25 protein-coding genes are annotated in these 26,998 nt (G+C 41.3%); 7 read left to right on the plus strand and 18 right to left on the minus strand.

All coding sequences use genetic code 11. The features are described from left to right. Positions 1–75 precede the first annotated feature (75 nt). The 3 genes from EL241_RS10895 to EL241_RS10905 are packed head-to-tail and all read right to left on the minus strand — an operon-like array spanning position 76 to position 3,617. Positions 76–1,941 (minus strand): PTS fructose transporter subunit IIABC, encoded by a 1,866-nt coding sequence (locus EL241_RS10895; protein ID WP_126320585.1) that lies wholly within the window; start codon positions 1,939–1,941, stop codon positions 76–78. Position 1,942: 1 nt separating this feature from the next. Next, positions 1,943–2,869: a 1-phosphofructokinase gene (pfkB, locus tag EL241_RS10900; protein WP_126320586.1), complete on the minus strand. Its 927-nt coding sequence runs from the start codon at positions 2,867–2,869 to the stop codon at positions 1,943–1,945. Continuing rightward, on the minus strand, positions 2,835–3,617 hold the full coding sequence (locus tag EL241_RS10905; RefSeq protein ID WP_052009255.1) for a DeoR/GlpR family DNA-binding transcription regulator: 783 nt from the start codon (positions 3,615–3,617) through the stop codon (positions 2,835–2,837). Before EL241_RS10905 ends, pfkB begins: the two co-directional genes overlap by 35 nt. A 132-nt stretch (positions 3,618–3,749) precedes the next feature. Between EL241_RS10905 and EL241_RS10910 the strand changes: the two genes are divergently transcribed. Then, positions 3,750–5,093, plus strand: a complete 1,344-nt coding sequence (locus EL241_RS10910; RefSeq protein ID WP_036107502.1) for a C1 family peptidase — start codon at positions 3,750–3,752, stop codon at positions 5,091–5,093. 20 nt (positions 5,094–5,113) lie between these two features. On the opposite strand, the gene EL241_RS10915 is transcribed toward EL241_RS10910, so the two are convergent. The 4 genes from EL241_RS10915 to EL241_RS10930 form a co-directional block, all read right to left on the minus strand. Beyond that, positions 5,114–5,842: a pseudouridine synthase gene (locus tag EL241_RS10915; protein ID WP_126320588.1), complete on the minus strand. Its 729-nt coding sequence runs from the start codon at positions 5,840–5,842 to the stop codon at positions 5,114–5,116. A gap of 15 nt (positions 5,843–5,857) precedes the next feature. Next, entirely contained in the window at positions 5,858–6,550 is a 693-nt protein-coding gene (locus tag EL241_RS10920) for a histidine phosphatase family protein (RefSeq protein WP_036107510.1), read from the minus strand. A 107-nt stretch (positions 6,551–6,657) separates the two neighbouring features. Continuing rightward, the gene (locus tag EL241_RS10925; protein WP_036107512.1) at positions 6,658–8,157 is read right to left on the minus strand and encodes a peptide MFS transporter; all 1,500 of its coding nucleotides are present in this window, start codon (positions 8,155–8,157) and stop codon (positions 6,658–6,660) included. Between the two features lie 240 nt (positions 8,158–8,397). After that, the gene (locus EL241_RS10930; RefSeq protein ID WP_036107514.1) at positions 8,398–9,582 is read right to left on the minus strand and encodes an iron-containing alcohol dehydrogenase; all 1,185 of its coding nucleotides are present in this window, start codon (positions 9,580–9,582) and stop codon (positions 8,398–8,400) included. A gap of 150 nt (positions 9,583–9,732) precedes the next feature. Between EL241_RS10930 and cbpA the strand changes: the two genes are divergently transcribed. From cbpA to EL241_RS10950, 4 genes are all read left to right on the plus strand, one after another. Then, positions 9,733–10,368 (plus strand): cyclic di-AMP binding protein CbpA, encoded by a 636-nt coding sequence (cbpA, locus tag EL241_RS10935; protein WP_003754327.1) that lies wholly within the window; start codon positions 9,733–9,735, stop codon positions 10,366–10,368. 114 nt (positions 10,369–10,482) lie between these two features. Then, entirely contained in the window at positions 10,483–11,394 is a 912-nt protein-coding gene (locus tag EL241_RS10940) for an ABC transporter substrate-binding protein (RefSeq protein ID WP_170166162.1), read from the plus strand. Positions 11,395–11,520: 126 nt separating this feature from the next. Further along, complete coding sequence (locus EL241_RS10945; protein WP_036107517.1) at positions 11,521–12,534, plus strand: tagatose-bisphosphate aldolase; 1,014 nt, start codon at positions 11,521–11,523, stop codon at positions 12,532–12,534. 119 nt (positions 12,535–12,653) lie between these two features. Then, on the plus strand, positions 12,654–13,022 hold the full coding sequence (locus EL241_RS10950) for a DUF1304 domain-containing protein (protein WP_036107520.1): 369 nt from the start codon (positions 12,654–12,656) through the stop codon (positions 13,020–13,022). A gap of 135 nt (positions 13,023–13,157) precedes the next feature. Here EL241_RS10950 and EL241_RS10955 read toward each other — a convergent pair whose 3' ends face one another. From EL241_RS10955 to EL241_RS10985, 7 genes are all read right to left on the minus strand, one after another. Next, on the minus strand, positions 13,158–14,087 hold the full coding sequence (locus tag EL241_RS10955; protein WP_052009268.1) for an ATP-binding cassette domain-containing protein: 930 nt from the start codon (positions 14,085–14,087) through the stop codon (positions 13,158–13,160). Then, complete coding sequence (locus EL241_RS10960) at positions 14,080–15,138, minus strand: ABC transporter ATP-binding protein (RefSeq protein WP_036107522.1); 1,059 nt, start codon at positions 15,136–15,138, stop codon at positions 14,080–14,082. The genes EL241_RS10955 and EL241_RS10960 overlap by 8 nt, the downstream gene beginning before the upstream one ends. 49 nt (positions 15,139–15,187) lie before the next feature. Further along, the gene (locus tag EL241_RS10965; RefSeq protein ID WP_036107524.1) at positions 15,188–15,472 is read right to left on the minus strand and encodes a hypothetical protein; all 285 of its coding nucleotides are present in this window, start codon (positions 15,470–15,472) and stop codon (positions 15,188–15,190) included. Positions 15,473–15,483: 11 nt separating this feature from the next. Then, positions 15,484–16,416 (minus strand): ABC transporter permease, encoded by a 933-nt coding sequence (locus EL241_RS10970; protein ID WP_036107527.1) that lies wholly within the window; start codon positions 16,414–16,416, stop codon positions 15,484–15,486. Positions 16,417–16,430: 14 nt separating this feature from the next. Further along, a complete protein-coding gene (locus EL241_RS10975; protein ID WP_036107530.1) occupies positions 16,431–17,381 on the minus strand; it encodes an ABC transporter permease in 951 nt (316 codons plus the stop codon). A 14-nt stretch (positions 17,382–17,395) separates the two neighbouring features. Beyond that, positions 17,396–19,063, minus strand: a complete 1,668-nt coding sequence (locus EL241_RS10980; RefSeq protein ID WP_036107533.1) for a peptide ABC transporter substrate-binding protein — start codon at positions 19,061–19,063, stop codon at positions 17,396–17,398. Between the two features lie 537 nt (positions 19,064–19,600). Next, positions 19,601–20,941, minus strand: coding sequence for a 6-phospho-beta-glucosidase (locus EL241_RS10985; protein ID WP_036107537.1), 1,341 nt, complete (start codon positions 20,939–20,941; stop codon positions 19,601–19,603). Positions 20,942–21,067: 126 nt separating this feature from the next. Here EL241_RS10985 and EL241_RS10990 point away from each other — a divergent pair, with 126 nt between their 5' ends. Then, positions 21,068–22,039, plus strand: coding sequence for a LacI family DNA-binding transcriptional regulator (locus EL241_RS10990; RefSeq protein ID WP_126320590.1), 972 nt, complete (start codon positions 21,068–21,070; stop codon positions 22,037–22,039). A gap of 36 nt (positions 22,040–22,075) precedes the next feature. On the opposite strand, the gene EL241_RS10995 is transcribed toward EL241_RS10990, so the two are convergent. The 3 genes from EL241_RS10995 to EL241_RS11005 form a co-directional block, all read right to left on the minus strand. Next, a complete protein-coding gene (locus tag EL241_RS10995) occupies positions 22,076–23,431 on the minus strand; it encodes a PFL family protein (protein WP_036107540.1) in 1,356 nt (451 codons plus the stop codon). 20 nt (positions 23,432–23,451) lie between these two features. Further along, entirely contained in the window at positions 23,452–23,721 is a 270-nt protein-coding gene (locus EL241_RS11000) for an ACT domain-containing protein (protein ID WP_036107543.1), read from the minus strand. Between the two features lie 122 nt (positions 23,722–23,843). After that, the gene (locus EL241_RS11005) at positions 23,844–24,596 is read right to left on the minus strand and encodes a MurR/RpiR family transcriptional regulator (RefSeq protein WP_036107546.1); all 753 of its coding nucleotides are present in this window, start codon (positions 24,594–24,596) and stop codon (positions 23,844–23,846) included. A 195-nt stretch (positions 24,597–24,791) separates the two neighbouring features. Here EL241_RS11005 and EL241_RS11010 point away from each other — a divergent pair, with 195 nt between their 5' ends. Next, the gene (locus tag EL241_RS11010) at positions 24,792–26,111 is read left to right on the plus strand and encodes a 6-phospho-beta-glucosidase (protein WP_003754313.1); all 1,320 of its coding nucleotides are present in this window, start codon (positions 24,792–24,794) and stop codon (positions 26,109–26,111) included. Between the two features lie 37 nt (positions 26,112–26,148). Here EL241_RS11010 and EL241_RS11015 read toward each other — a convergent pair whose 3' ends face one another. Further along, the gene (locus EL241_RS11015; protein WP_003754311.1) at positions 26,149–26,994 is read right to left on the minus strand and encodes an SDR family oxidoreductase; all 846 of its coding nucleotides are present in this window, start codon (positions 26,992–26,994) and stop codon (positions 26,149–26,151) included. Positions 26,995–26,998: the final 4 nt, after the last annotated feature.

Consider the following 26,998-nt stretch of genomic DNA (forward strand, 5'->3'; position numbering starts at 1 on the left):
ATACCACGAAGCTTCTGTTTTCTAAGCAAAAAAAGAACTGTCTACAGCTTAGACAGTTCTTTCCCTTCAACTATTTTATTTATCAGGCAGTGGCTTTTTCCAGAATCCATAGATAAGGCCTGAGATCACAGCACCGATAATGATTGCTACTAAAAACAATACCGGCTTATTAGCTAATAAAGATACGAATACGCCGCCGTGTGGAGCAGGTACATTTACGGACCAAAGTTGCGTCAATCCACCTGCTGTCATCGCTCCGATCACGGAAGAAATAATAACCCGCAGTGGATCAGCTGCAGCAAAAGGAATCGCTCCTTCTGTAATAAAGGCTGCACCTAACACATAATTGGTGATCCCTGCTTGTTTTTCTTGCTGCGTGAATTTCTTGCTAAATAAGCTGCTTGCAAATGCGATCGCAAGAGGTGGAACCATCCCACCAGCCATTGTTGCTGCCATAAGTGCCCCATCTTGCGTTGCGGTAAATACACCGATCGAGAAGGTATAAGCTGCTTTGTTGAATGGTCCACCCATATCGATAGCCATCATTCCGCCAAGTACTACGCCAAGCAAGACAGCATTAGCGGTTCCAAGATGTTCCAGCGCCTGAATCATCGCAGAATTGATCGTACTGAAAATCGGATTCACAATAAAATACATGAGTGTTCCGGTAATCAATAAGCCAAAAATCGGATAAAGTAAAATCGGTTTTAAACCTTCCAGTGATTTCGGCAATTTGGCAAATACTTTTTTCAATCCAATCACAATATAACCAGCGAGGAAACCTGCTACAAGACCTCCGAGGAAGCCAGCGTTGGAATGGACAGCCATCAGACCACCGACCATACCTGGCATCAATGCTGGACGTTCACCGATACTGCTTGCTATATAACCGGCAAGAATCGGGATAAGGAGTGTGAAGGCACCTTGATCACTGCCGCCAATCGTTGACAGTAATCGAAAGAGTTCGCTGTGCGGCCAAAATCGCTCGATAAGGAAAGATAATGCGATCATGATCCCGCCACCGACTACGAATGGCAGCATATGAGAAATACCATTCATCAGATCTTTATAGATTTTGCTTCCGATCGATGCTTTTTCTGTATTTTCTTCTTTCGCTATGTCCCCATTACTATGATAAATCGGTGCTTTCTGATCCAATGCTGTTTGAATGAGTTGTTCCGGTTTACGGATACCATCGCTTACAGGTCGCTCTTGCAAATGCTTTCCGTCAAAACGAGCCATTTCGACGTTTTTATCAGCAGCAATAATCACACCGGCTGCTCGCTCGATATCTGCAGCAGTCAATCGATTTTTGACGCCTTCTGAACCATTTGTCTCTACCTTGATAGCCACGCCCATTTCTTTCGCTTTATTCTTGAGCGCATCTTCGGCCATATAGGTATGAGCGATCCCAGTTGGACATGCTGTAACTGCTACAACGAAAGGTTGTTCCTCATTAGGAGTTTCTGTTTCTACTTCTTCTCCCGCAGACTGCTGTTCATCAAATAAAGCGATTACTTCATCAGGTGTTTTCGTGTTTTTTAAAGCTTGGACGAAATCCGGATTCACTAATAATCGTGAAAGTGCCGCTAAAGTTTCTAAATGTGTTTCATTTGCTCCGTCCGTGGCGGCGATCATAAAGAATAATTCGGCCGGCTGACCATCCAAAGACTCATAATCGATTCCTTGCTCACTTTTAGCAAAAACAACTGTAGGTACATTTACCGCTTTGGTTTTTGCATGTGGCATCGCGATTCCTTCGCCAATACCAGTCGAGCTTTGGGCTTCACGCTTCATGATCTCTTCTTTAAACAATTTCGGATCATTGATCTTGCCGTTTCTTTCTAAGCTGCTGATCAATTCATCGATAACTGCTTCTTTTGTCGTAGCTTGAAGTGACAGGATCATTGTTTCTTTACTTAAAAGTTCCGTGATCTTCATTTCATTTCCCCTCCGTCGTAAGTTTGCTAATCTTAACTTGTGGCAATAGTTTTTGAATAAGAGATGCTTTGGCTAAGTCAGTGGAAAAAGCAGTCGCCCCGCCAGTAGCTACTCCGACTTTAAAAGCTTCTACCGCATCGTGATGTCTGTCGAATTCTCCCAAGAACCCGGCCACCATGGAATCACCAGCACCAACAGAATTTTCTAGTTTCCCTTTTAACGCTTCCGCAAAGTAGACCTGATCATCGACGAATAAAAGGGCTCCGTCGCCAGCCATTGAAACGATCACGTGTTTTGCACCAAGCGCCAGCAGTTTTTGACCATAAGGAATGATTTCCTCTTTCTTTGTAAAAGTAGTTTCAAATAGTTCTGCCAGTTCATGATGATTCGGCTTTACCAAAATCGGTTGGTGTTCTAACGCCGCTAATAGTTCTTGACCGGTCGTGTCGATCATAAATTCTGCATTTTTCTCATTGCATCTAGTAATGACTTCTTCATAGAAATGATTCCCCAATGCAGGCGGTACGCTGCCGGATAAAATGATGATATCCTCTGCTTGGATCACTTGCAGCCATTCAAAAAACTTGGCTTTTTCTGCTTCTGTGATTGCCGGACCTAATCCGTTGATTTCTGTTTCTTCGCCGTGTTTCAATTTGATGTTGATCCGCGTGTCATCTTCAATCGCTGTAAAATGAGTATGGATCCCTTCCTTCAGCAATTGATTATTAATGAAATCCCCTGTAAAACCGCCTAAAAATCCAGTTGCGGTATTTTCGACCTGCAGTTGCTTGAGCACACGAGAAACGTTGATGCCTTTGCCTCCCGGAAGTTTATAATCTGCTTTCATTCTATTCAAATCGCCTAGTTTCAAATCCTCTACTTTTACAATGTAATCAATCGAGGGATTTACTGTCACTGTATATATCATTTTCCACCTCAACTATTTTTGACTTACCTTGATAGTGCGCGAGTTTGCCATTTGGAACTCGATCAATAACCAATGTGGCTTCGTCCAAAGTAAACATTTTTGCAAACAGCACGACATCCAATTTGCTGGCATCTGCTAACACATAAGATTTTGCTGCATGTTTCTGAGCCGTCTGCTTCACATGAGCCTCTTCGATATCCGGCGTTGTGTAACCAAAATCCGGGTGAATTCCATTTGTCCCAATAAATGCTTTATCAAAATGATAGTTCCCAAGCTGTTCTACCGCAGTAGCTCCAATAATCGCTTTTGTACGGGCTTTCATTTTCCCACCAAGCAAGTAAGCTTCAATGCTATTAGAGACCAACTTCTCCACGTGCATCAAACCATTAGTAACAACGATAATATTTTTATTCTTTAATAAATCGATCATTTCAAAAGTAGTAGAACCAGCATCCAAATAGATACAGTCATTTTCCTGCACAAGATTAGCGCAGTAACTAGCAATCTTTTTCTTACTTTGAATGTTTATGGCAGATTTTTCGGTCATACTTGGTTCCAAGCGGAAATCTGTCAAAAGTGTCGCTCCACCATGGACACGTTTTAGCATATTGGCTTCTTCTAATTCATCCAAATCTCTTCGGATCGTTGATTCAGAAGTATCCAGTCGCGAGACAAGTTCTTGTGTTTTCACGGTTCCCGCTTCTTTTAGCAAGGTTAGAATAAGTTGTTGCCTTTCTGCATTCAGCATATACCTTCCTCCTATCATGTTCACTTTACCACCAAATTCATTCAAAATCAATCAAAAACAGCCAAAAGCAACATTTCCCAATTTTCTTTCTATTAGCGTTATACTAGAATAGAACGAAAAGGAGGAATTGAAATGGGAAAATCTATTTCTAAAGAAACAAGCACAGCATTTGCACAGAATGTTCAGGCGCATCCCTACTTTCATACATTGCAAAGCAGTGTTTTAAAAAACGGGATCAAAGCGAGCGTCGAAAATTTAAACGCTAAAATCGCGATGCAGCCGGTATTTTCCAATGAGATCAAAACCGGCGGGGTAACTAATCAAGAGCGCAGCGGAAGATGCTGGATGTTTGCCGCGTTAAATACATTCCGTCATACGATCAGTAATGATCTGAATGCCCCTGATTTTGAACTCTCCCAAAATCATACGAACTTTTGGGATAAATTTGAAAAAGCAAATTACTTTTTTGAAAGCATCATTCGAACTGCGGACCGCGATATCGATGACCGTTTAGTAGCTTGGTTGCTGGAAACACCACAGCAGGACGGCGGACAGTGGGATATGCTCGTTTCATTGATCCAAAAATACGGAGTTGTTCCCAAAACAGCAATGCCTGAAACTTTCCAAAGCAGTCAATCGGCTGATCTAAATGGACTACTCAACAGCAGACTTCGTAAAGGTGCAGCTTCTTTGCGTGCTGCACTTCAAGAAAATGCTACAGACGAGGAAGTTGCCGTTTTGAAGAACTCTCTCCTAGAAGAAATCTATCGTATTTTAGTGTATTCACTCGGCGAACCGCCACGTACATTTGATTTTGAATATCGGGACAAAGATGGGAATTTCCATCAGGAACTTGGGCTGACACCGCAATCTTTCTACGATACATATATCGGTATCGATTTAAGCGATTATGTTCCTCTTATCAATGCACCTACCGCCGATAAACCATTCGGTAAAACGTATACGGTCGACTTTTTGGGCAATGTCATCGAAGGTCAGGCAATCAAGTACCTGAATGTAGAAATCGAAACGCTAAAAGCTGCAGCAGCGAAGCAGATCGAAGCTGGGGAATCTGTTTGGTTCGGCTGTGATGTTGGGAAATTCTCCGAACGTTCGCAAGGTGTAATGGATACTGCTATTTATGATTATCAAGCATTGTTCGATTTGCAGCCAGAGCTTACCAAAACAGAGCGCTTAGATTATAAAGATAGTTTGTTGACACACGCGATGGTACTTACAGGTTTCAACCGTAAGAATGATACTATCGATCGCTGGAAAGTAGAAAACAGTTGGGGCGAAAAAGTCGGTAAAAAAGGCTATTTTGTGATGAGTGATGCGTGGATGGATGCTTACACCTTCCAAGTAGTAGTGCACAAAAAATATTTACCGGAAGACCTGCAAACCGCTTTCGAGCAAGATCCTACAGTATTGAAACCATGGGATCCAATGGGATCGCTGGCTTTGATGCGAGGCTAAAAAAACGCCTTGAGGTTCAATTACTCTTGAATCTCAAGGCGTTTTTTTGATAATTGCTCTAGTTCTTCGACTGTCAAAGGCCGATACTCTCCGCGTGCTAAATTTTCATCCAACTGCAACGAGCCCATTTGGATACGTTTAAGGTATATTACTTTCTTATCGACAGCCAGAAACATTCGCTTGATCTGGTGATATTTCCCTTCCTGGATCGTGATCTGGATATCTGTTTTCACACCATTCCCTTGCAAGATCTCCAACTTGGCAGGTTTGCATTGGTAATCGTCTTCTAAAACGATTCCTTTTTTAAATGCGTGGACATCATCCCCGGTTACAACGCCTTCAATCGTCGCTTCGTATACCTTATCGACATGCTTTTTAGGTGAAAGCAATTCGTGCGCAAGCTGACCATCATCGGTCAAAAGCAGCAGTCCTTCTGTATCTTTATCTAATCTTCCGACCGGAAAAACAGCCCGCCCAGCGTCTTTTGGTTTCAAAAGATCTAGCACCGTCTTTGCTTGATCTTCGGTAGCACTGATATAACCGCTTGGTTTATGGAGCATCCAGTAGACGTATTCTTGGTACAGAATTACTTCGTCCTGCACCCTGACGATATCGCTGGTCGGAACTATAGCCTGTTTCCCATCTTTGACACGTTTGCCATTAACGGTAACTTCCGTTTTTTTCAGAAATTGTTTTACTTCTTTTCTACTGCCATAGCCATGATGGGCGAGAAACTTGTCTAATCTCACAACTGATAGCTCCTTTTATACAGTGATTTTGCTTCCTGCTTCGATGTAGCTTGTATCATTGACGCTCTCCACAAAGAAAGTTCCATCGCGATAAACGATTTTGCTTACACTGGCATTGTCGATACCATGCGTTGCTTTCGTGCTGTCTAGTAAAAGCAATAAATTATGGATCACCATTCCGTGGGCAATAGCCAAAACATTCCCGCCGCCATGGGCCAGCACTTCCTCACAGATCGTTACAAGGCCTCGTTTTATTCGCGTTTGGAAAGTCAGTCGATCTTCTGCCATTCCAGTTTCATCGAGTCTCGCTACCGTATCAATGATATAATGGCGATCCACTGTATTTTCTGCTGCATGCAGTTCTTCCAGCGTTGCAAAGCCGTTTTCTTTCGCAACTAATTCTAAAACATTCAGATTGAAATCTGATTCGTATTTTCCAAAACCATATTCGCGCAGATCATATAGTTGCGTGATCGGAAGTGCTATCTGACCGCTTTCTTCTAATACTAAATTAGCAGTTTCAACTGTGCGGCCGCGATCACTCGTGTAGACAGCTGCAAACGACGTATCACGCAGCCCCCTCCCTAGCTGTCTTGCTACTTCGGCTCCTTCTGCTGTTAATGGCGAATCAGACCACCCTTGGATGCGTTCCAAATGATTCAGCATGGTTTTGCCATGTCTTGTTAAATAAATGACTACTTCTGACACATTAACCCTCCTAAAAAACTACTTACTCTTATTATAACGATAACGCTGCCATTATTCCATGTAAAAAACCAGCTTGGCTGCCCAAACTGGTTTTTTAGAAAGCTATGTTAACGTACACCTTGCATATATCGTTTTAAAAGTGGTGTTAAGAATAATATGATAACACCGATCAAAATTGCTACCACGCCGATGATCCCGAAATACAAGACTTCTGTTTTCGCATTATATAATTGAGTGATCTGCGCATTCACACCTTGTCCCATTGCGTTTGTCAAGAACCACAAGCTCATTGTTTGGGAAGAGAATGCTGCTGGAGCAAGTTTAGTCGTAACAGACAATCCAACTGGTGACAAGCACATTTCGCCGATAACACAGATCAAGAAACTGAATGTGATCCACAGTGGACTAACAAGTGCTTTGGCATCTCCGCCGTGTAGAAGGCTTGGGAACATCATCAGGATAAAAGAAGCTCCTGCAAAGAAAACGCCTAGAGCAAATTTCACCGGAGTTGACGGCTGCCGTTCTCCAAGTTTCGTCCATAGCCAGGCAAATACTGGCGATAATGCAATGATAAAAATCGGATTAAGTGATTGGAATAATGATGGTTCCAAAGACATTCCGAGGAAATTCAAGTTTGTCCGGTCTGCCGCAAAAACAGCGAATACGCTTGATTGCTGCTCTTGGATCATCCAGAATATCACAGAAGTCAAGAACAACGGTATATAAGCAAGCAAACGAGAACGTTCCATTTTGTTTGTTTTCGGGCTTCGGAGCATAACAACGAAGTAGACGATCGGAATCAGAATACCTAATGTTGTTACCGTATTGATCACAACGCGTAAATCGAAGCCGCCTTGGAATAGAGCGAAAATCGCCATGATGACAGCTAATGCGACTACTAATCCAAGTGCAAATAGTCCGAATTTTCTCCGTTCGGGAGTAGTTAGCGGGTTTGGCGGTATTTTACCAGCATCACCAAGATAACGTTTGCTGGTCAATAAATACACCACTAAACCAACTGCCATACCGATTGCTGCTACACTAAAGCCAGCATGGAAATTAGCTGCACTGTCTTTTACAAAAGAAACAACGATCGGTGCTAAAAAGCCACCTAAGTTGATACCCATGTAAAAGATACTGAAACCACTATCGCGTCTTACATCTTCTGGAGCATATAGATCACCGACAACGTTCGACACATTTGGTTTTAGGAATCCTGTACCGATAATGATAAAGAACATCGAGATAAACAATGCCGCCGCTCCAAGCGGTAGGGAAAGAATAATATGGCCGACCATGATCGCCACTCCGCCCCAAAATATCGTACTGCGAGATCCGAGTACCCGGTCAGCAAACCAGCCCCCGATCACTCCCGACATATAAACAAGCGAACCATAAATCGACATAATCGCCGTAGCAGTCGCTGTATCAAAGCCTAAACCGCCATTTACTACTTTCGTATACATATAATAAATTAAAATTGCACGCATCCCGTAATAAGAAAATCGTTCCCAAAATTCCGTAAAGAATAGGGTCGCCAGTCCTCTAGGGTGTCCGAAGAAAGTTTTACCTTCTTTTGTAGCCAAAAAAATCGACCTGCTTTCCATAGTTTATAGTAGTTGCGCAATTACTATAATCCCACTGATTGTCAGTATTTGTCAATATTTCTCGTGAAATTAATACGTAAAAAAAAAGAATATTACTATTTTTGATACAATAGTAATATTCTACATATTCCCATAAATGGCAGACAGAAGCGGAATAGCTTGAAAACACGCTTTTATATTTCCTTCCTAAATCAGCCTCTGCCACCATTTGTCCATCTAATGACAGATATTAAAAATATTTTACAGCGCTCGTGTATAAATTTCTCTGGAAATTTCCAAAGTTTGGTCGCCGCGTTCGGAAATGCTTGTCAATCCGTGTTTTTCTAATTGGGCAACTAATTCCTCTACGACTTCTTCGCCTAGATCATAAGCTTGGAAGGAAGTGCCGATTTCTAAGGATTCAAAGAAAGCACGTGTTTTTTCGATCGCTTGTTGGATTTTTTCGTCATCGCTGCCAGTTAATCCCCATACACGTTCAGCATATTGTACTAATTTATCATGTTTTTCTGCTTTTCGTACTTCTAATAACGACGGCAGAACGATTGCTAATGTCCGTGCATGATCGATACCATACAGCGCTGTGATCTCATGTCCCAAACTATGCGAAGCCCAATCTTGCGGCACACCTTTTGACAATGTACCATTCAAGGCATTAGTTGCCGCCCACATAAAGTTGGCACGAAGGTTATAATCAGGCGTTTCTTCTGCCATCAATTTCGGACCGATCTCGATCAATGTCATCAGCAAGCCTTCTGCAAAACGATCTTGGATCATAGCGCCTACTGGATAAGTCATGTATTGTTCCATAATGTGGACAAACGCGTCTGCCACACCATTTGCAACTTGTCTTTTTGGTAACGTATAAGTGATTTCCGGTTCTAAGATCGAAAATACTGGGAACGTATATGCGCTTCCGAAAGAAAGTTTTGCTTTTTTCTCTACAAATGTAACCACGCCGCCACTGTTCATTTCCGAACCAGTAGCCGGTAAAGTCAATACCGTACCAAATGGCAATGCTTTGGTGATCGGCTTCTTCTCACCGATACCATTTCCGAAGATATGGATTGGGTCGCCGTCGAAAACAGCTGCTGCTGCGACAAATTTCGTTCCATCAATAACAGAACCTCCGCCGACTGCTAGTAAAAAGTCATAATTTTCCTTTTTAACCAAATCGACTGCCTGAATCAACGTTTCATATGTCGGATTTGCTTCGATACCACCAAATTCGCCAACCTCGCCTTGATGATTTGCCAGCGCTTTTTTCACTTTATCCAAAGTACCGAATTTCTTCACGCTGCCACCGCCATATAAAAGCAATACTTTTTTATCTTGGGGGATCAAGTTTTCCAATTCCGCCAAACGGTTTTTCCCAAATACGATATGCGTTGGATTGTACGCATCAAAATTTCTAATTTCTTCACTCATGTCTAATGCCTTCTTTCTATTATGATATGTTCATCATACACATCATAATCCTTACAATAAATTAATTTGCTTGTGAATTTTCTATACAAAGCTCCCTCTTTAAGTTAAAATGAAAACAGATGATGAAATAAACGAATGGAGTGACTTTTTATGCTTATCAAAAATTTATGTATCCCTAAAATCAATTTAACGACCGTACCAGAAACTGCTACGCTAAAAGAAGCAATTGATCTATTAGAAGAGTCTGGCTATCGTTGTGTTCCAATTTTAGATAAAGATGGTAAGAAATTTTTGGGAAATATATACAAAATGCATATTTACAGACATGCCGCAGAAGGTGGTAGTTTGAACGAACCAGTCACTTCTTTATTAAAGAACGCGACAAAATACATTTCCGTAAATGCTTCTTTCTTTGAAGTGTTTTTTACAATCAAGGAACTTCCCTACATCGCTGTTTTAAATGACAGCGGCGACTTTTATGGAATCCTTACTCACGGGAAAATGCTTGGTCTGCTCCAAGATGCTTGGAATATTGAAACAACCAGCTACGTCCTTACGGTTGCTTCCGGCGAAGTAAAAGGCGCGCTGACAAAACTGACAAAGATCGTCGACCGCTATACATCGATCGCTAGCTTGATCACATTAGACAATCAAAGTGATGACTTCATTCGTCGCGTCATGGTCTCTTTACCAAACGGCGTTACTGAATCATTGAAAAACGAAATTGTCGAACACTTGAATCGTAAAGGTTTACGAGTGGTTGAAGTGGAACGTTTAAAACATTAAGATCCTAAGCAGCTATTGCCGAATACTGGCATAGCTGCTTTTTTGCGTCTTGTTTCTTTCATTTTATTCCGTTATAATGATAATGAAAATCATTTTCATTTCAAGGAGGATATAATGAAGAAAAAACATAGTTGGCAAATTCTTATTACTCTAATCGCATTGATCGCTGTTTTAGCTGGCTGCGGAAACAACGACAAAGCAAGTTCAGAAAAACCAAAAACACAGACTGTCACAGATGCTTTAAAACGGAAAGTAACGCTTCCGGAAAATCCGAAAAAAATCGTTGCTTTGCAAAATGTTTCTGAATTGTCGGTATTAGGTGCCCCCGCAATCGGAACCAACGATTATTATAAAGAAACATACCCTACTGAAACAAAAAATGCCCAAAGCATCGGCGGAGATAAGCCAAACATCGAGAAGATCACCAACCTTGCTCCAGATTTGATCATTATCAGTGATTACCAAAAAGATATGATCGAAAATCTAGAAAAAATCGCTCCCGTATACGCCACTCACTTTGGTGATACGCCGGATCAGCAATTAGAAAAACTGGCTACTTTGCTACATAAAGAAAAGCAAAAAAAGAATTGGGACAAAAAATATGCAGCTGTACTAAAAAAAGAACGTGCAAAATTAGAAACAGCCGGTATCACTAATAAAAAAGCCGCCGTTATGCAATTTTACGGCAAAGATATCTACATCCACGATCAAAAGGTTTTCTCCGGACTTTATGACAAAGGCGCTGGCTTCAAACCGACTGCTGCTGCCGCAAAAAACAAACAAACTAAAGCTATATCCAAGGAAGCTGTTCCAAATTACGTAAAGGGAGCAGACTACATCTTCATTTTGGCGCCTAGCGGTAATGATGAATCTGTTCAAGATCTACTTGATGGCGTATGGCAAGACATTCCCGCTGTAGAAGCAAAACATGTTTATCTTGTCGATAACTCCAAATGGAGCGACTACAGTATTTCGACTCGTCTTTATCAATTAAAAGACAGTATTTCGAAAGTAACTGGTAAATAATGCGAAAGAGAAGCGATCAAAAAATTGCTTCTCTTTTTTGTTTATTTCAGCAAACGACAGGGTAAATAAATAAAAGGACACTTGTGTAATACTTATCAAAAAGAGTGGTAAAGGAGATTGGTAAACATGGTAGAAATAACAAAAGGAAAATTCGACGGCTTACAACGTTTGTCAAACGAAAATGGAATCATTGCAGCTCTGGCGATCGACCAACGTGGTTCGCTGAAAAAAATGATCCAAACAGCAAAAGGAACGGAAGATAAAAAAGACGTAGAAGATTTTAAACGCCTTGTTTCCGAAGAACTGACTCCTTACGCATCGGCGATCCTACTTGACTTGGAATACGGCGAAGATGCGATCAAAGCTAGACATAAAGACTCCGGATTATTGACTTCTTACGAAAAAACCGGTTACGATACAACAACACCAGGTAAATTACCTGATTTGATCTCAGACTTGTCTGCACTACGAATCAAAGAAAAAGGCGGCGATGCTGTTAAGATCTTAGTTTATTATGATCCAGACGAACCAGCTGAAATCAATGAAGTAAAATATGCTTTCTTAGAAAGAATCGGTGCTGAATGTCAATCTGTCGATATTCCTTTCTTCCTTGAACCGATTACTTATGACGCTAACATTTCTGATTCGCTTTCCGTAGAATATGCGAAACTAAAACCAGAAAAAGTAAAAGCCGCTATCAAAGAGTTTTCTAAACCGCGTTATGGTGTGGATGTATTAAAACTGGAAGTGCCAGTAAACTTTAAATTTGTGGAAGGCTTTGCTGAAGGCGAAACAGTTTACACGCAAGAAGAAGCAGCAAGATATTTCAAGGAGTGTTCCGACCTCAGCCCGCTCCCATTCATTTATCTAAGCGCCGGTGTAACAGCAGAATTATTCCATAAAACCATTCAATTCGTCAATGAACATCATGTCGAATACAGTGGTGTTTTATGTGGACGCGCGACATGGAAAGACGGCATTGAGGTTTACGGTAAGCAAGGCGAAGAAGCACTTCGCAACTGGCTTCGCACGCAAGGAAAAGAAAATATCACTTCTTTAGATAAATTGTTGAATGAAGGTGCTGTTCCCTGGTGGACAAAGTATGGTTCTTTTGAAGATATCCATGTGGTGGAAAAATAAGCGTACAATATGAATTGCGATGCTTGTTCGTATAGAGCAGGCATCTTTTTATGTTGTTAGCGTATTTCATGCTATATTAAAAATATTAGTCTAAATATCTAAAAAAGGGGAGCAATAGCATGCAGATCATTAGTTTTATTTTAGTTTTAATTGTAGCTTTAGAACACTTATACATTTTAGCTTTAGAAATGTTCTTTTCCACAAGTAAAGCAGCGGAAAAATCTTTTGGTGTTCCAAAATCTGTTTTACAAATGAAAGAAGTACAAACGCTATTTGCCAACCAAGGGTTATATAATGGCTTTTTAGCAGCCGGGCTGTTTTGGGGGTTATTTTTTGCACCCGCAGCATTTGCGACTTCCGTCATCTTATTCTTTTTAAGTTGCGTCATCATTGCTGCTCTGTTTGGCACCTTTACAGCCAGCAAGGGGATATTGATCAAACAAGGAATCCCAGCGATGCTTGCATTGATTTTCGTGATACTCGTTTGAACCAACAAGCTAAATCGGATCATGTAGCAGTTAGATATGTCGTCCAGAAGATCGAAACAACCATTGACCATATAAAAAACCCCTGATTTCCGGGGTCACTTCCTATATAACTATATACTTTCCGTTTGTATCTTTTTATTCTCTTAAAACCCAATGTCCGGGGACTTCCTCTACTAATCGAGCGTTTTTACTAAAGCTTTCTTTCTGATAGCTCAATATTTTCTTCTGTTGCTCGTAAATAGGATCGGCTTGTGGAACGGAGGATAGTAACGCCTGCGTATAGGGATGCCGAGCCCGATAATAAACATCATCTGCCGAGCCGATCTCTACAATACGTCCTTGATACATGACCACTATTTGATCACTGATATAATGTACCATAGAAAGATCATGTGCAATAAATAAGTAGGTCAGTTGTTGTTCTTCTTGGATCGTTTTAAGTAGATTGATAATTTGTGCTTGAATCGAAACATCTAATGACGAAATCGGTTCATCTAAGATTAAAAATTGTGCATTCACTGCCAAGGCTCGTGCAATACTGATCCGTTGTCGTTGCCCGCCTGAAAATTCATGCGGGAATCGATCGATCGCATCCATCGGTAATCCTACTTGCTCGAGTAATCCTATAATCTTACTTAAACGTTCTTGCTTTGAGCTAGCTAAACTGAAATTATCAATACCTTCTGCAATAATATCTGCCACTTTTTGTCGAGGGTTCAATGATTCAAACGGATCTTGAAAGACCATTTGTACTTGTCGTCTGAATTCTGTTCGTTGTTTTCGTGAAAAGTGTTGGATTGAATGCCCTTGAAAGCGAATGTCACCTGCTGTAATTTGACCGATACGAGCAATCGCTCTCCCCGTTGTCGTTTTTCCAGATCCCGATTCACCTACCAAACCAACTGTTTTTCCCGGTAGAATATCAAAACTAATGTTATTGACAGCTTCAATGATTTGACGACCCTTCCGAAAAGTGACAGTTAGATCCTGAACCGAAATAAGGGCCTCTGATGGCAAGCTGCCCCCTTTTTCTTTCTCAGTTGCTACAGAGATTCTCTCACTCATTTTTTTCACCTTCCTCCCTTCCTTGTAGCTTCTTAAAACGTTCCCAACGCTTTTGTATGCTCTCCGGAGGCGTATAATCGGGGGCACGCTCATCTAACAGCCATGATTTCACAGAATGCGTTGCAGATACTTGAAAATAAGGTGGCTCTGCTTCATAATCGATTGCTAATGCATAAGGATTACGCGGCGCAAATGCATCACCTAAAACCTTTTGTCTCATATCTGGTGGTGATCCAGGTAATGTAAATAAGGTTTTCCGATTATCGGCATTATTCGGGACAGAATCCAATAATCCCCAAGTATAAGGATGTTGTGGATTATAAAAGATTTCGTTCGCCATACCAATTTCTACAATTTTCCCTGCGTACATAATCGCAACACGATCGGCAATATTTGCAACTACACCTAGATCATGACTGATAAAAATCACACTAAGATCACTTTTCTCCTTACGCTCTTTGATTAATTCTAAAATTTGTGTCTGTAAAGTTACATCTAGTGCGGTAGTTGGTTCGTCAGCAATTAAGACTTTTGGCCTGTTGATCAGGGCCATCGCAATCATGACTCGCTGTCGCTGCCCTCCTGAAAGCTCGTGCGGGAATTTTTTAGCAATCAATTTTGGATCATCCAATCCCACATCTCTAATTTCTTTATACACCGCATCTCTAAGCGCATTCCCTCGCAATCGATCATGTACCTTGATCCCTTCACCAATTTGCCGACCGATTCTCATCGTCGGATTAAGAGCGCTTAATGGATCCTGAAAAATCAATGCAATTTCCCGACCGCGAATCGCAGCATATTTTTTCTGATTCGCCGTTTTTAGATCGTCACCATCAAATTTAAGTGTGTTTGCTGTAATCGTAGCATTTTTTTTCAACAAACCCAGCAGTGCATACATTGATACTGACTTTCCCGAACCTGATTCTCCGACAATTGCTAAGGTCTCACCACGCTTTATGCTTAAATCGATCCCATTGACCGCATAAACAGAACTATTACTCTCATGAAATGCCACATGTAAGTTTTCAATGGCAATTATTTCGGACATATCCGTACGCTCCCTCTTTCTTTTGTTTCCTTGCAAGTTGTAGGCATATCTATAAAATCAAGTCTATACATGTACCCGTAAAAACCATAAAAATAAATACAACGCCTAATTCTAGTGCAGTTGGCGCTTTATCACTCTTTTCTCGCGAATGTCTTAAAAGCTTAAGCGAGAGCAAAAACAAAGTTACTGCCGCTATTCCCCATGCTGTTTGATGCACTCCTAGACGTATCGCAACCAATAATCTATGATGCGGCAAATTTATAGTTGTCAGCACCGTGAGTAGTCCAGCAATGATCCATAATGCCTTATGCCACCGAATGCTTCTGCTTAGCATACCACCCACTCCTATCTTTTATACTTCGGATCAAGCGCATCGCGAAGCCCATCACCAACAATATTAAAAGCGAAAACGATCAACAGTAAAATCAGTACTGGAATATACAATTGAATCGGATGTTGCAACATTTGGTTTTGACCATCGGATATTAAAATCCCCAAACTTGTATTTGGTGCTTTGATTCCCATACCTAGGAAGCTCAAGCTTGCCTCGCCAAAAATATTGCCAGGAATACTTTGACCAATATCAAGAATAAGAATACTCATCATATTCGGTACAAAATGGCGTAACATCAAAAGCCATGGCGGTGTGTTCAGCATTATAGCAGAAGTTACATAATCGCGCTCTCGCAGTTGCAGCACTAGCCCCCGTGCTTGTCGTGCAGACCCAGACCAGCTTGTAAAAGCTAAAGCAAATAGCATACTTCCGACTCCGTTACCTAGAATAATCATAATCAACATCGTAATCAGCAGACTTGGTAGCGAATTAAAGACTTCGATAACTCGCATCATGAAATTATCTACTTTTCCACCAAAAAATGCCATGATCATACCATAAAAAGTTCCAAATCCAATAGCAATAAAGGTGCTTAAAATAGCTACAGTAAGTGAAATTCGTACTCCGATACACGCTCTAGTAAATAAGTCACGTCCCAAGCGATCCGTTCCAAACCAATGTGTAGCACTGATCCCCATATTTCGGCTGTTCACATCTATCTGATTAGGATTTAAATGTTGCAGCATGGGACCGAGCCATGCTGCTAAAATAATGATAATCAGGACGATGAGCCAAGACATTCCCAAATAATCGTGAGTAAACTTCTTACGAGCAGACGCCCAAAAGCCAATACTTTGAGTAGTATAGTACTCATTAGCTGAATCAGTAGTCAAAACTCGGTCTTCATAAGGACTGAATCTAAATTTTGATTTGCTGTCTTCCATAGTTTCCTCCCCAATTAATCTCGATAAAGCTTGATTCGCGGATCGACAATCGTATAAAGCACATCGGTAATAAATATAGTGACAATGTACATGACCGCCAATAATACTGTTTCTCCCATTACAATTGGTACGTCTCGGTTCGTAAGTGCTGTAACGAAGTATTGCCCGATACCAGGAATAACAAAAATACTCTCAATAAATACGGAACCTGTGATTCCAAATGCTAATGTAACTGGTAATGAGGTAACGATTGGAATAAACGCATTTCGCACCACATGATGCAACACAACACGAGTTTCTGATAACCCTTTTGCTCTTGCAGTTAGTACATAGTCACTAGAACTAATGTCAACCATTGAATTCTTGAGCAGCCTCGTGTATGAGGCAATATAACCGATACCGCCTGCAATCGTCGGTAAAATCGTGTAAGACCAACCTCCCCACCATAACTGACTATCTTCTGGCCAACCAATGATAGGAAACCACCCTAATTTTCCACCAAAATAGCTTTGTAGCAATAAAGCCAGCACCAGACTCGGAACAGACATCAGCAGCAATGCCAATATCGTAATCGTTCGATCTAATAATGTGTTTTTAAAGACCGCAGCAAGCACACCGAGCAATAATCCCATGGGAATCCCTACTACCATTTGCTGTAATCCAAGCCTTGCAGAAACTGGTAATCGTTCATGGATCAAACTAGTCATCGTCACGCTTGGATCAGCAATGGATTCACCGAATTCCCCATGCAGCATATTGGACATCGTTATTACATAGCGTTCTAATACAGGCTTATCTAGCCCCGTATTTTGATAAATCTGCGCACGTGTCTTTTCCGGTAATTTATCCGTTTGCGCCGATAAAGCATCTCCGGGAATGGCAGCAAGCAGGAAAAACGTAGCACTAGCAATTAGAAAAAGGGAAATGATCAATTCAATAAAACGACGAACAATCTGCTTTATCATCAGTTTAAGTCCCCTTACTTTTTATAAGAATACGTATAGTTATAAGTAGCACCGAATAACGTCGTTTGTAAATTTTTAACTGACTTATTAATATAAATCCGTGATTGCGGATTCGTAAGTGGAAGCATGCCATAATCTTTCGCTACCAATTGTGTTTCCAATTTTTTATATATTTTTAATCGTTCTTCCGCAGTCAATTCTTTATTGAGTGATGCATCTAAAGTATCAAATTTTTTACTACTATAACCACCGAAGAATTTTTGGAAGCCGTTGTTGGAATTCCATAACGATAAATAAGAGTTAGGATCAGCAGTAGCTAGCCAACCGTTAGATAAAATATCGTATTGATTCTTATTTCGAGTTGCGATAAAGCTAGCACTATCCGGCTCCGTCTTAATCGTTACTTTAACCCCAAGGTTTTCCTCTATTTCTTGTTTAAACCAAGTCCCCGTGTCATCTTCACCAATTGTTAAATAAACAATATTTACTTTGCTTAGGTCAGTAGAATTCCCTAATTCTTTTAACCCCTTTTGAAACAGTTTTTGGCGTTTTTCTTTCGTATCATATTGCTTTTGATCCGCTTCTAATGGATTCCCTACGTACTCACCGTAGTTCGTGTTCCCTATATTGATTGATTGTGGCGTCATCGTATAGGTCGGCTTATCTTTCCCGTCACTGACTGCTTTGTTATAAGAATCTCGATCGATCGATAAAGCAAGCGCTCCACGAATTTTCGTATTTTTGAATAGCTTTTGCGTTCCACCATTATGTTGGTTCATAATCAAAACATTCGTTTGTGCACTTGCTTGTTTTCGTGAATCTAATTTATTACTCGCTTCTAACTTATTGAAATCGCTAATTTGTTTCCCACGTGCCGAAATCGCATCTAATTGCCCGGATTGAATCAAGGACAATACAGTTGCATCCTTGCTAACAGTTGTATAAATAACTTTTTTCAACTTCACCTTTTTTTCATTCCAATATTTATCATTCTTAACCAAAACTAATTTATCATTCTTTTTCCAAGAATCCAGTTTAAAAGGACCATTCGAAACCTGATTTTTCACATCGGTTTTCCATTCTTTATTTCCGACCTTATTGATCAAATCTATCCGAACGGGGTAATAAATGACACTACTTAGATCTGATAATAAAGACGGGTAGGGATAGGCTAATTGGATTTGCAAGGTCTTGCCGTCTATCGCTTTAACTCCAAGTGTATCAGCAGTTGATTTCCCCTCATTATATTTTTGTGCCCCTTTGATGAAGTACGCATTTGTCGCTTGCGCAAAAGCATTTTCTTTTTTTAATAACCGGCGGAAAGAATCAACATATTGTTGAGCAGTCACTTTTTTACCATCCGACCATTTCGAATTACGTAGTTTAAATGTATATGTTAAACCGTTCTTTGATTTTTCATACGAAGTTGCTCCTGTTAAAACCACTTTATCTTTGCCATCTTTAGATGTTATAGACGTTAGGCCTTCTTGCGTCTCACTTAAAATGTCATTTTCGTTCGAATTACGCATGTCATTGACATCCAGTGTAGTTGGATCACTAACCTGTGATAGTTTTAAAACTTGCTCCGTGCTATTAGCAGCACCTTTGTCACCACATCCTGCTAGCACTATCAAGATTGCTATACTAAGTATCAATGTGGACAAAACTGTTTTCTTCGTCATTCTTTTTCCTCCCTTTAAAAAAAAGCGGTGCACCTAGGAAATCCTAAATGCACCGCCGAATATTATTATCCATGAAAAGCGAGTCAACAAACATCATTGTCGAGGGAATGGATACAGGCATGCATAAAAGATCTGCTATAATTAGATACATTGGAGCTACACATGACCATACACATTTTACACTCGAATCGTTTCATTTGTTAAGTCCCCTTTCACTGAAATTACTGAAAATTATACGGCTAGCTAAATTATTTGTCAATACTTTTCTGATGCGAAAACTCGGAATTAAAACTTGTACTATCTTTACCTTTCATAGAAAAAGCAGTTATACGAAGACTTTCACCCTCCTTTAACTCCCCGGCTAGCGATTAAATTTTTTTACTTTGCCGTATAATGCTTTTAAACACGGATTCGTATTTCTAAATCAACTTTCCTTTAATCGCTTATTGGCGCATGCAACAAAACTAGACTATATATGACCAATAACATATTGGAAATCCATAGCCTAGTCAAATGTTTTATTCTCTCACTCTAAAATCAATTCGTTACTGTACTTCTTTGCTGAAACTGTGGTAAATAAGCTTTGTGTGCTTCCAACATTTCATCCAATACTTCTTTTGCTAAATCGCCACTTGGAACTAATGGATTCAATGTGAATGCTTGCAGTGCTGTCGCATAATCTCCTGTGACTGCTGCTTCGATCGTCAATTCTTCCATCGCTTTCATTACTTGGAGCAGACCTCTTTGCGCTGAAGGGAATTTCCCGAAGTTGATCGGTTCTGCACCATGTCCGCGAATAACACTCGTGATCTCTACTGCGCTGTCATAAGGAACGTCATCGATCGCCCCATTATTACGCGTCGAAACGACCATGACCGTGCCTTTGTTGTTGTAGATCGAATTGATGATCTCGCATGCGGCATCGCTGTAATGCGCACCGCCGCGTTTGGAAAGCTCTTCCGGTTTATGATCTAAATTTGGATCTTTATATAATTCAAACAGACTTTCTTCTAATTTTTTCACGACTTCGCCACGTGTACCTTCTTCGTGGAAAGATGCCAATTCTTCTTTCAACATCGCATCCGTCATATAATAATAGCGGTGATATGGACAAGGGAGCATCTTCAAATGTTTTACTTGTTCATATAAGAAACGCATGTTTTTAATATTTTCTACTACTTTACCTGGATTAGCATCCGGTGCGTAAAGACCATCGATCACTTGCTCTGTCAATTCCGTACCAGCTTTATCAAACACGCGGTGCCAATGTAAGTGATTGATACCGGCAAATTTGAAGAACAATTCTTCTTCTGTTTTCCCTAAAACTTCGGAAGCACTCTTGACTGCTCCGATCGGTACGTTACATAACCCAATCACTTTCTCCCATTTACCATAACGAAGCACTGCTTCTGTTACCATTCCGGCTGGGTTGGTAAAGTTGATCAACCACGCATTCGGGCATAATTCCCGCATATCTTCGACGATCCCTAGAATAACCGGGATCGTTCGAAATGCTTTGAACATACCGCCGGCGCCATTTGTTTCTTGACCGATAATTCCGTGGCTAAGCGGAATGCGTTCGTCTTTGATCCGTGCATCCAATAATCCTACTCGAAATTGGGTGGTTACAAAATCCGCATCTTTCAATGCTTCTCTGCGGTCTAATGTTAAATGAACGGTGCAATCGATTCCAGCTGCTTTGACCATTCGTTTCGCCATATTGCCGACGATCTCTAATTTTTCTCTTCCAGCTTCAATGTCGACTAACCATAACTCTTTAATAGGCAGTTCATGATACCGTTTGATAAATCCCTCTACTAATTCAGGTGTATAGCTTGAGCCCCCACCGATCGTAACGATTTTGATACCTTTTGTCATCCTGTTTACCTCCTATTTTTAAAAGCGTTTTCATTACTTCTTTATCGTAATCTATGTAATGCATTACAGGTCAAGCACTTTTTTGCTATAATAAAAAAGAAGGATTCTAAATCGAGGTGTGCATGAGTGGCAAACATTAAAGAAATCGCTAAACGAGCAGGGGTTTCCTCTGCTACTGTATCCCGCGTCATCAATAATAATGGCTATGTCAGCAAGGAAACAAAAGCAAAAGTCGCGCAAATCGTAAAAGAGCTGGACTACGTTCCCAATCGAAATGCAGTTTCGCTGAAAAAAGGGGCGACGAAACTGATCGGCATTGTTGCACCGCTTTTTTCCGACTCGCTGAATGTTTTTTTGAAAAGCTTTACCATCGCTGCCCAAGCAAAAAATTATAATGTAACGCTGTTTGTGACTGGCTTGGATAAGTCGAAAGAAATGGAAGCACTTGAGATGTTGCGTCGAAAGCAGCTAGACGGCCTAGTTCTGGCGATTCGTTTGAATGACTGGGATGTGATCGAGCATTATACGAAATACGGTCCGATCGTGACTTGGCAGCGGATCGAAAATAGCAGCGTTGCTTCCGTATTTATGAATCAGTATGACGGCTACATGCTTGGGCTGGAGCACCTTTATGCACAAGGATACCGCCGGATCATGAATGTGTATGGCAATATCAATGGATTGAATACGAAAAGTCGCATGGATGCGTATGAAGATTTTTGTGTGAAATATGATTTGGATAGTCGGCTGTTTCCGCATATCCACAGCCAGGCGCATCGCAAGGATGGTGAAAAGCTCGCGCATTGGTGGAAAGCACAGGCCGGCGTGAAACCGGATGCGTTCATTACCTCAGCAGATTTTTTCGCTGCTGGATTGGTAACAGAAGCACGTCGCTTAGGGATCGCGGTGCCGGCTGACTTTGCCGTATGTGGCTTTGACGATATGGACGTTGCGCATTTGCTGGATATCACTACGATCCATTACCCAGTCGATAAACAAGGCGAAAATGCGTTTACGATCATTAATAATTACTTAAATAATGAAAACACACCACTGTTAGAGCTTGATTTCCATTTGGTAGTGCGAAAAACGACATAAAAAAGGCTTGCTCTAAATCAGAGCAAGCCGCTTTTTTTAATTTTTGAAAGAATGGATCGGTGCAGGGATTCGGCCACCTCGGGCAATAAAATCTGCAGAAGATTTTTCGTTCACTGCCATTACAGGCGCATGTCCTAGTAATCCGCCAAACTCAACGGTATCACCGACTTTTGTGCCGACTGCCGGAATAATGCGAACCGCCGTTGTCTTGTTATTGATGACTCCGATGGCGGCTTCGTCTGCGATCATCGCTGCAAGTGTCGCCGCAGAAGTTTCTCCCGGTACAGCGATCATATCCAATCCTACTGAACAGATCGCCGTCATCGCTTCTAGTTTTTCCAAATTCATCACACCTTGTTCCACTGCTGCTATCATCCCGGCATCTTCCGAAACAGGAATAAATGCGCCGGAAAGTCCGCCGACGTGTCCGCATGCCATAACGCCGCCCTTTTTGACCGCATCATTCAGTAAAGCAAGTGCCGCTGTCGTTCCATGGGTGCCGACCATTTCCAAGCCCATTTCTTCTAAAATATGTGCCACGGAATCACCGATCGCCGGAGTTGGCGCGAGCGAGAGGTCGACAATCCCAAACGGTACGCCTAGCTTTTCCGATGCTACTCGCCCGACTAATTCACCCATTCGCGTGATTTTGAAAGCAGTTTGTTTTACGGTTTCTGCTACGACATCAAAGCTTTCGCCCTTTACTTTCTCCAAAGCACGCTTCACAACACCTGGACCACTGACACCCACGTTGATCACACAATCTGCCTCGCCAACACCATGGAAAGCGCCTGCCATGAAAGGATTATCTTCTACACTGTTCGCAAAAACGACCAATTTCGCACAACCTAGACCTTGCGAGTCAGCTGTAAGCTCAGCTGTTTCCTTGATGACTTCTCCCATTTGCCGAACAGCATCCATGTTGATCCCCGCGCGTGTTGAACCGATATTGACAGAACTGCACACCCGCTCCGTTTCTGCTAATGCCCGTGGAATCGAACGAATCAAGATTTCGTCTCCTTTGTGATAACCTTTTTGTACCAACGCCGAAAAACCGCCAATAAAATTCACTCCAACCGCTTTCGCCGCCGCATCAAGCGTTTGCGCATAAGCAATGTAGTCTTTATCATCACTTGCCCCAGCAATAATGGCGATCGGCGTGACTGAGATCCGCTTATTGATAATTGGGATCCCGTATTCCATTTCGATCTCATCTCCGACTTGAACTAAATCCTTAGCCAAACCAACGATTTTATCGTAAATTTTTTGCCGCGACTTTTCACCATCGCTATCGATACAATCCAAAAGTGATATCCCCATCGTGATCGTGCGGATATCTAATTTTTCTTCTTCGATCATCCGGATCGTTTCCAGTATTTGCGCTGTTTCCATCGGTACACTCCCTCATTCCTTTATAATTTGTGCATATTATTGAAAATCTCTTCTCGCTGAATATTGATAGTAACTTGGAGTGCCTGTCCCTTCTCATTCAATTCCGCTTTGATATGACTGAAATCTACATGTTCTTCCTGCAGATCAAGCATCATCATCATAGTAAAATAGCCATCCATGATCGTCTGGCTGACATCTAAAATATTGATGTCCAGCTCCGCTAACTTTTGACTGACACCAGCAATGATCCCCACACTGTCTTTCCCAATTACCGTAAGAATTGCACGCACTATCCTTCACTCCTTCGATTTTCATTTATTTTCTTTTTAGTATAGCATGAAAAAAAGCTTTGGCCGTATAAAAAAACCACACGTTTTCCGTCAAATGACGATCTCCGTGATTATTTCCTTTTTCATACTTCTTCTTGATCCAACTCCGCCCTGATCTCCCGCGCAATACTCTCGATCGTATAAAGCGCTGGAAGCTGGGAAGTAATATTAGCTTCAATGTATTTCTCTTTATTGATATAATAAGCGATATTGGCATCTGACAATCTGGCAATGGTCGATTTGGCACTATTGGTAATGGAAATGATCTTGCAGCGTTGTTGCTTCAACTGGTGGATGTAACGGATGATGTCCTCATTCTCTCCTTCTACTGAAACGGCGATCAGGCAGATCCGGTCAGACAACTTATCAGATAAATGGTCAAATGGATGATTCAGCGGATCTTCAATATTCAAAGCAAGTGTAAATAATGACGAAAAATATAATGCACCATACTCCGCGATTACGCCGGAAGCTCCGATCCCGACGAATAAAACCAGCTCCGTTTCGCGCAGTATCTTGACTGCTTCTTTTACTTTCAATTTAAACTGGGGTTCAGCCGTGCGTTTCAAAAAATCAATATAAGTGGTTTCATCTGACATATCTACCTTTGTCTTTTTCTGTATTTCTGCATAGATCTGTAGCTTCACACGAAACTCCGAAAAACCATTACACTCGAACTTGCGGCAAAAGCGCAGGACCGTTGTGGTACTGACATGGATCTCGTCAGCTAAATCCCGAATTCGCATATATACGACTTTGTCCAAATTCCCAACTATATAATTATAAATCGACAGTTCTGTATCATTCAATTCCACATTGTGATCTAAAAAAAGCACGTCAACCCCTCCTCCCTGCCATTTTATCATGTAACAAGTCGTTACACAAATGTGACAATTTCCTTTTTTAAAAATCCTTCCCGAACTCATCTAAAAGCCTAGTATTTTTTTGTGGAAGCTCTATACTAGAGATGTACAGAAAGCAAGGGCTTACATTTTCGCTTTTGCTGAAAATGATAGAGTGGAGGAATACACATGACTAATGGTATTAAAATCGCTACAATTGGTGGTGGATCCAGCTATACACCAGAATTGATCGAAGGTTTCATCAAACGTCAAGCTGAACTTCCGGTTCGCGAAATTTGGCTGGTAGACGTAGAGGCTGGTAAAGAAAAACTAGAAATCGTTGGTAGCCTAGCAAAACGCATGGTAGAAAAAGCTGGTGCCGATATCGAGATCCATTTAACACTAGACCGCGAAGAAGCTTTGAAAGGTGCCGATTTCGTTACAACACAATTACGTGTCGGTTTATTAGATGCTCGTGTGAAAGATGAACGTATTCCAAACAGTCACGGTGTGGTTGGTCAAGAAACAAACGGACCAGGCGGTATGTTCAAAGGGCTTCGTACGATACCCGTTATTTTAGACATCTGTAAAGATATGGAACGCCTCTGTCCAGATGCTTGGCTGATCAACTTTGCCAACCCAGCTGGAATGGTAACAGAAGCAGTCCTTCGCTATAGTAACCAAAAGAAAGTCGTTGGTCTTTGTAACGGACCGATCGGTATTGAACGCAACATCGCAAAAACACTAGGTGTCGACGTTAGCGAGATCTATGTCGAATTTGTCGGCTTGAACCACATGGTATTCGCAAAAGCTGTTTATCATAATGGTAAAGACGTAACCAGCGATGTCGTTTACAAAATGACAGAAGATGAACAAGGCTCTAATTTGAAAAACATCAATGCTACTGGCTGGGATAAAACATTCTTACGCACACTAAACATGATCCCGATCGATTACTTGCGCTACTACTGGCAAACCAAACAACAACTTGAGGACCAAGAAGCAGCTTATGCGAAACATGGTACTCGTGCTGAAGTTGTAAAAGGCGTAGAAAAAGAACTTTTCGAACTTTATAAACAAGAAGAATTAGCTGAAAAACCAAAACAATTAGAACAACGTGGCGGAGCTTATTACAGCGAAGCAGCTTGTAACTTGATCAACTCGATCTATAATGATAAACGTGATATCCAAATCGTCAACACCCGTAATAACGGCGCGATCCTTGATATCGATCCTGATTCCGCTGTAGAAACAAACTGCGTGATTACTCGTCAAGGTCCGATCCCGCTAGCAAGCGGCCATCTTCCAATTGCGATCAACGGTATCGTTCAAGAAATCAAAACGTTTGAACGCTTGACTGCTGAAGCTGCGGTTACTGGTGATTATGATAAAGCATTACTCGCAATGACGATCAACCCGCTTACACCAAGCGATGCGGTAGCTCGTGAATTACTGGATGAGTTATTAGAAGCGCACAAAGAATATTTACCAAATTTCTTCCAAAAATAAGAAAAAAAGGATTTAGCACAATGGCTAAATCCTTTTTTTATGCTTTCGTCGCGAGTTCCGTGTAGACTTCACTCTTTTGCCACAACTGCTCAGCAAGCTCTAAATTATTCGCTTCCCCTTTTGTCGCCTTGATTTTTTTATTATAGAAATATTCCCCAGTAATATCTTTTACTTCCTCTGATGTCGCTAAGTACACCGCTGTTTCGGCTCCTTTTTCCGCTGAACGGAAAAACGGCTTCAATAGCGCCGTGATACTTTTTCCAAATCCCGTGTCGCGATTTACTCCAAGACTTGTCGCAACTGCTCCTGGATGCAGCGCGTTGACCGTGACATTTGTTCTCGAAAGCCGTCGCGCCAGTTCCCTAGCAAACAGCAGATTCGCCAATTTCGAGCGTCCATAATTTTTCCAAATGCTGAAACGCTGATCAGAATTAAAGTCATCCAAATAGAGCGGACTAAATTTATAAGCTCCCGATGACACCACGACGATCCGGCCTGCATCTGCTGCTTCCATATTCGGAAGAAGTAAATTGGTCAACAAAAAATGCCCCAAGTAGTTGACACCCATCATTTTTTCGAAGCCATCCTTGGTATATTCTTTTTTCGTCGTCACCACACCTGCATTATTGATCATAATGTCAATCACCGGATAAAGGACTTTTAATTGTTCTGCTGCTTCTCGAATGCTTTTAAAAGAACTTAAATCCACAATATGCAGTGCAATCGTTTGTGAGCCACTCTCACTCACAGCCTTTTTGCGTGCTTCTTCTCCGCGTTCCCTCGAACGACATAACATAACGACACGCATATTTTGCTTTGCCAAAGCGACCGTCGTTGCATATCCCATTCCCGTGTTCGCCCCTGTGATCAGTGCTGTTTTCATAATG

This window comes from Listeria grayi (genome assembly GCF_900638015.1).
GTDB lineage: Bacteria > Bacillota > Bacilli > Lactobacillales > Listeriaceae > Listeria > Listeria grayi.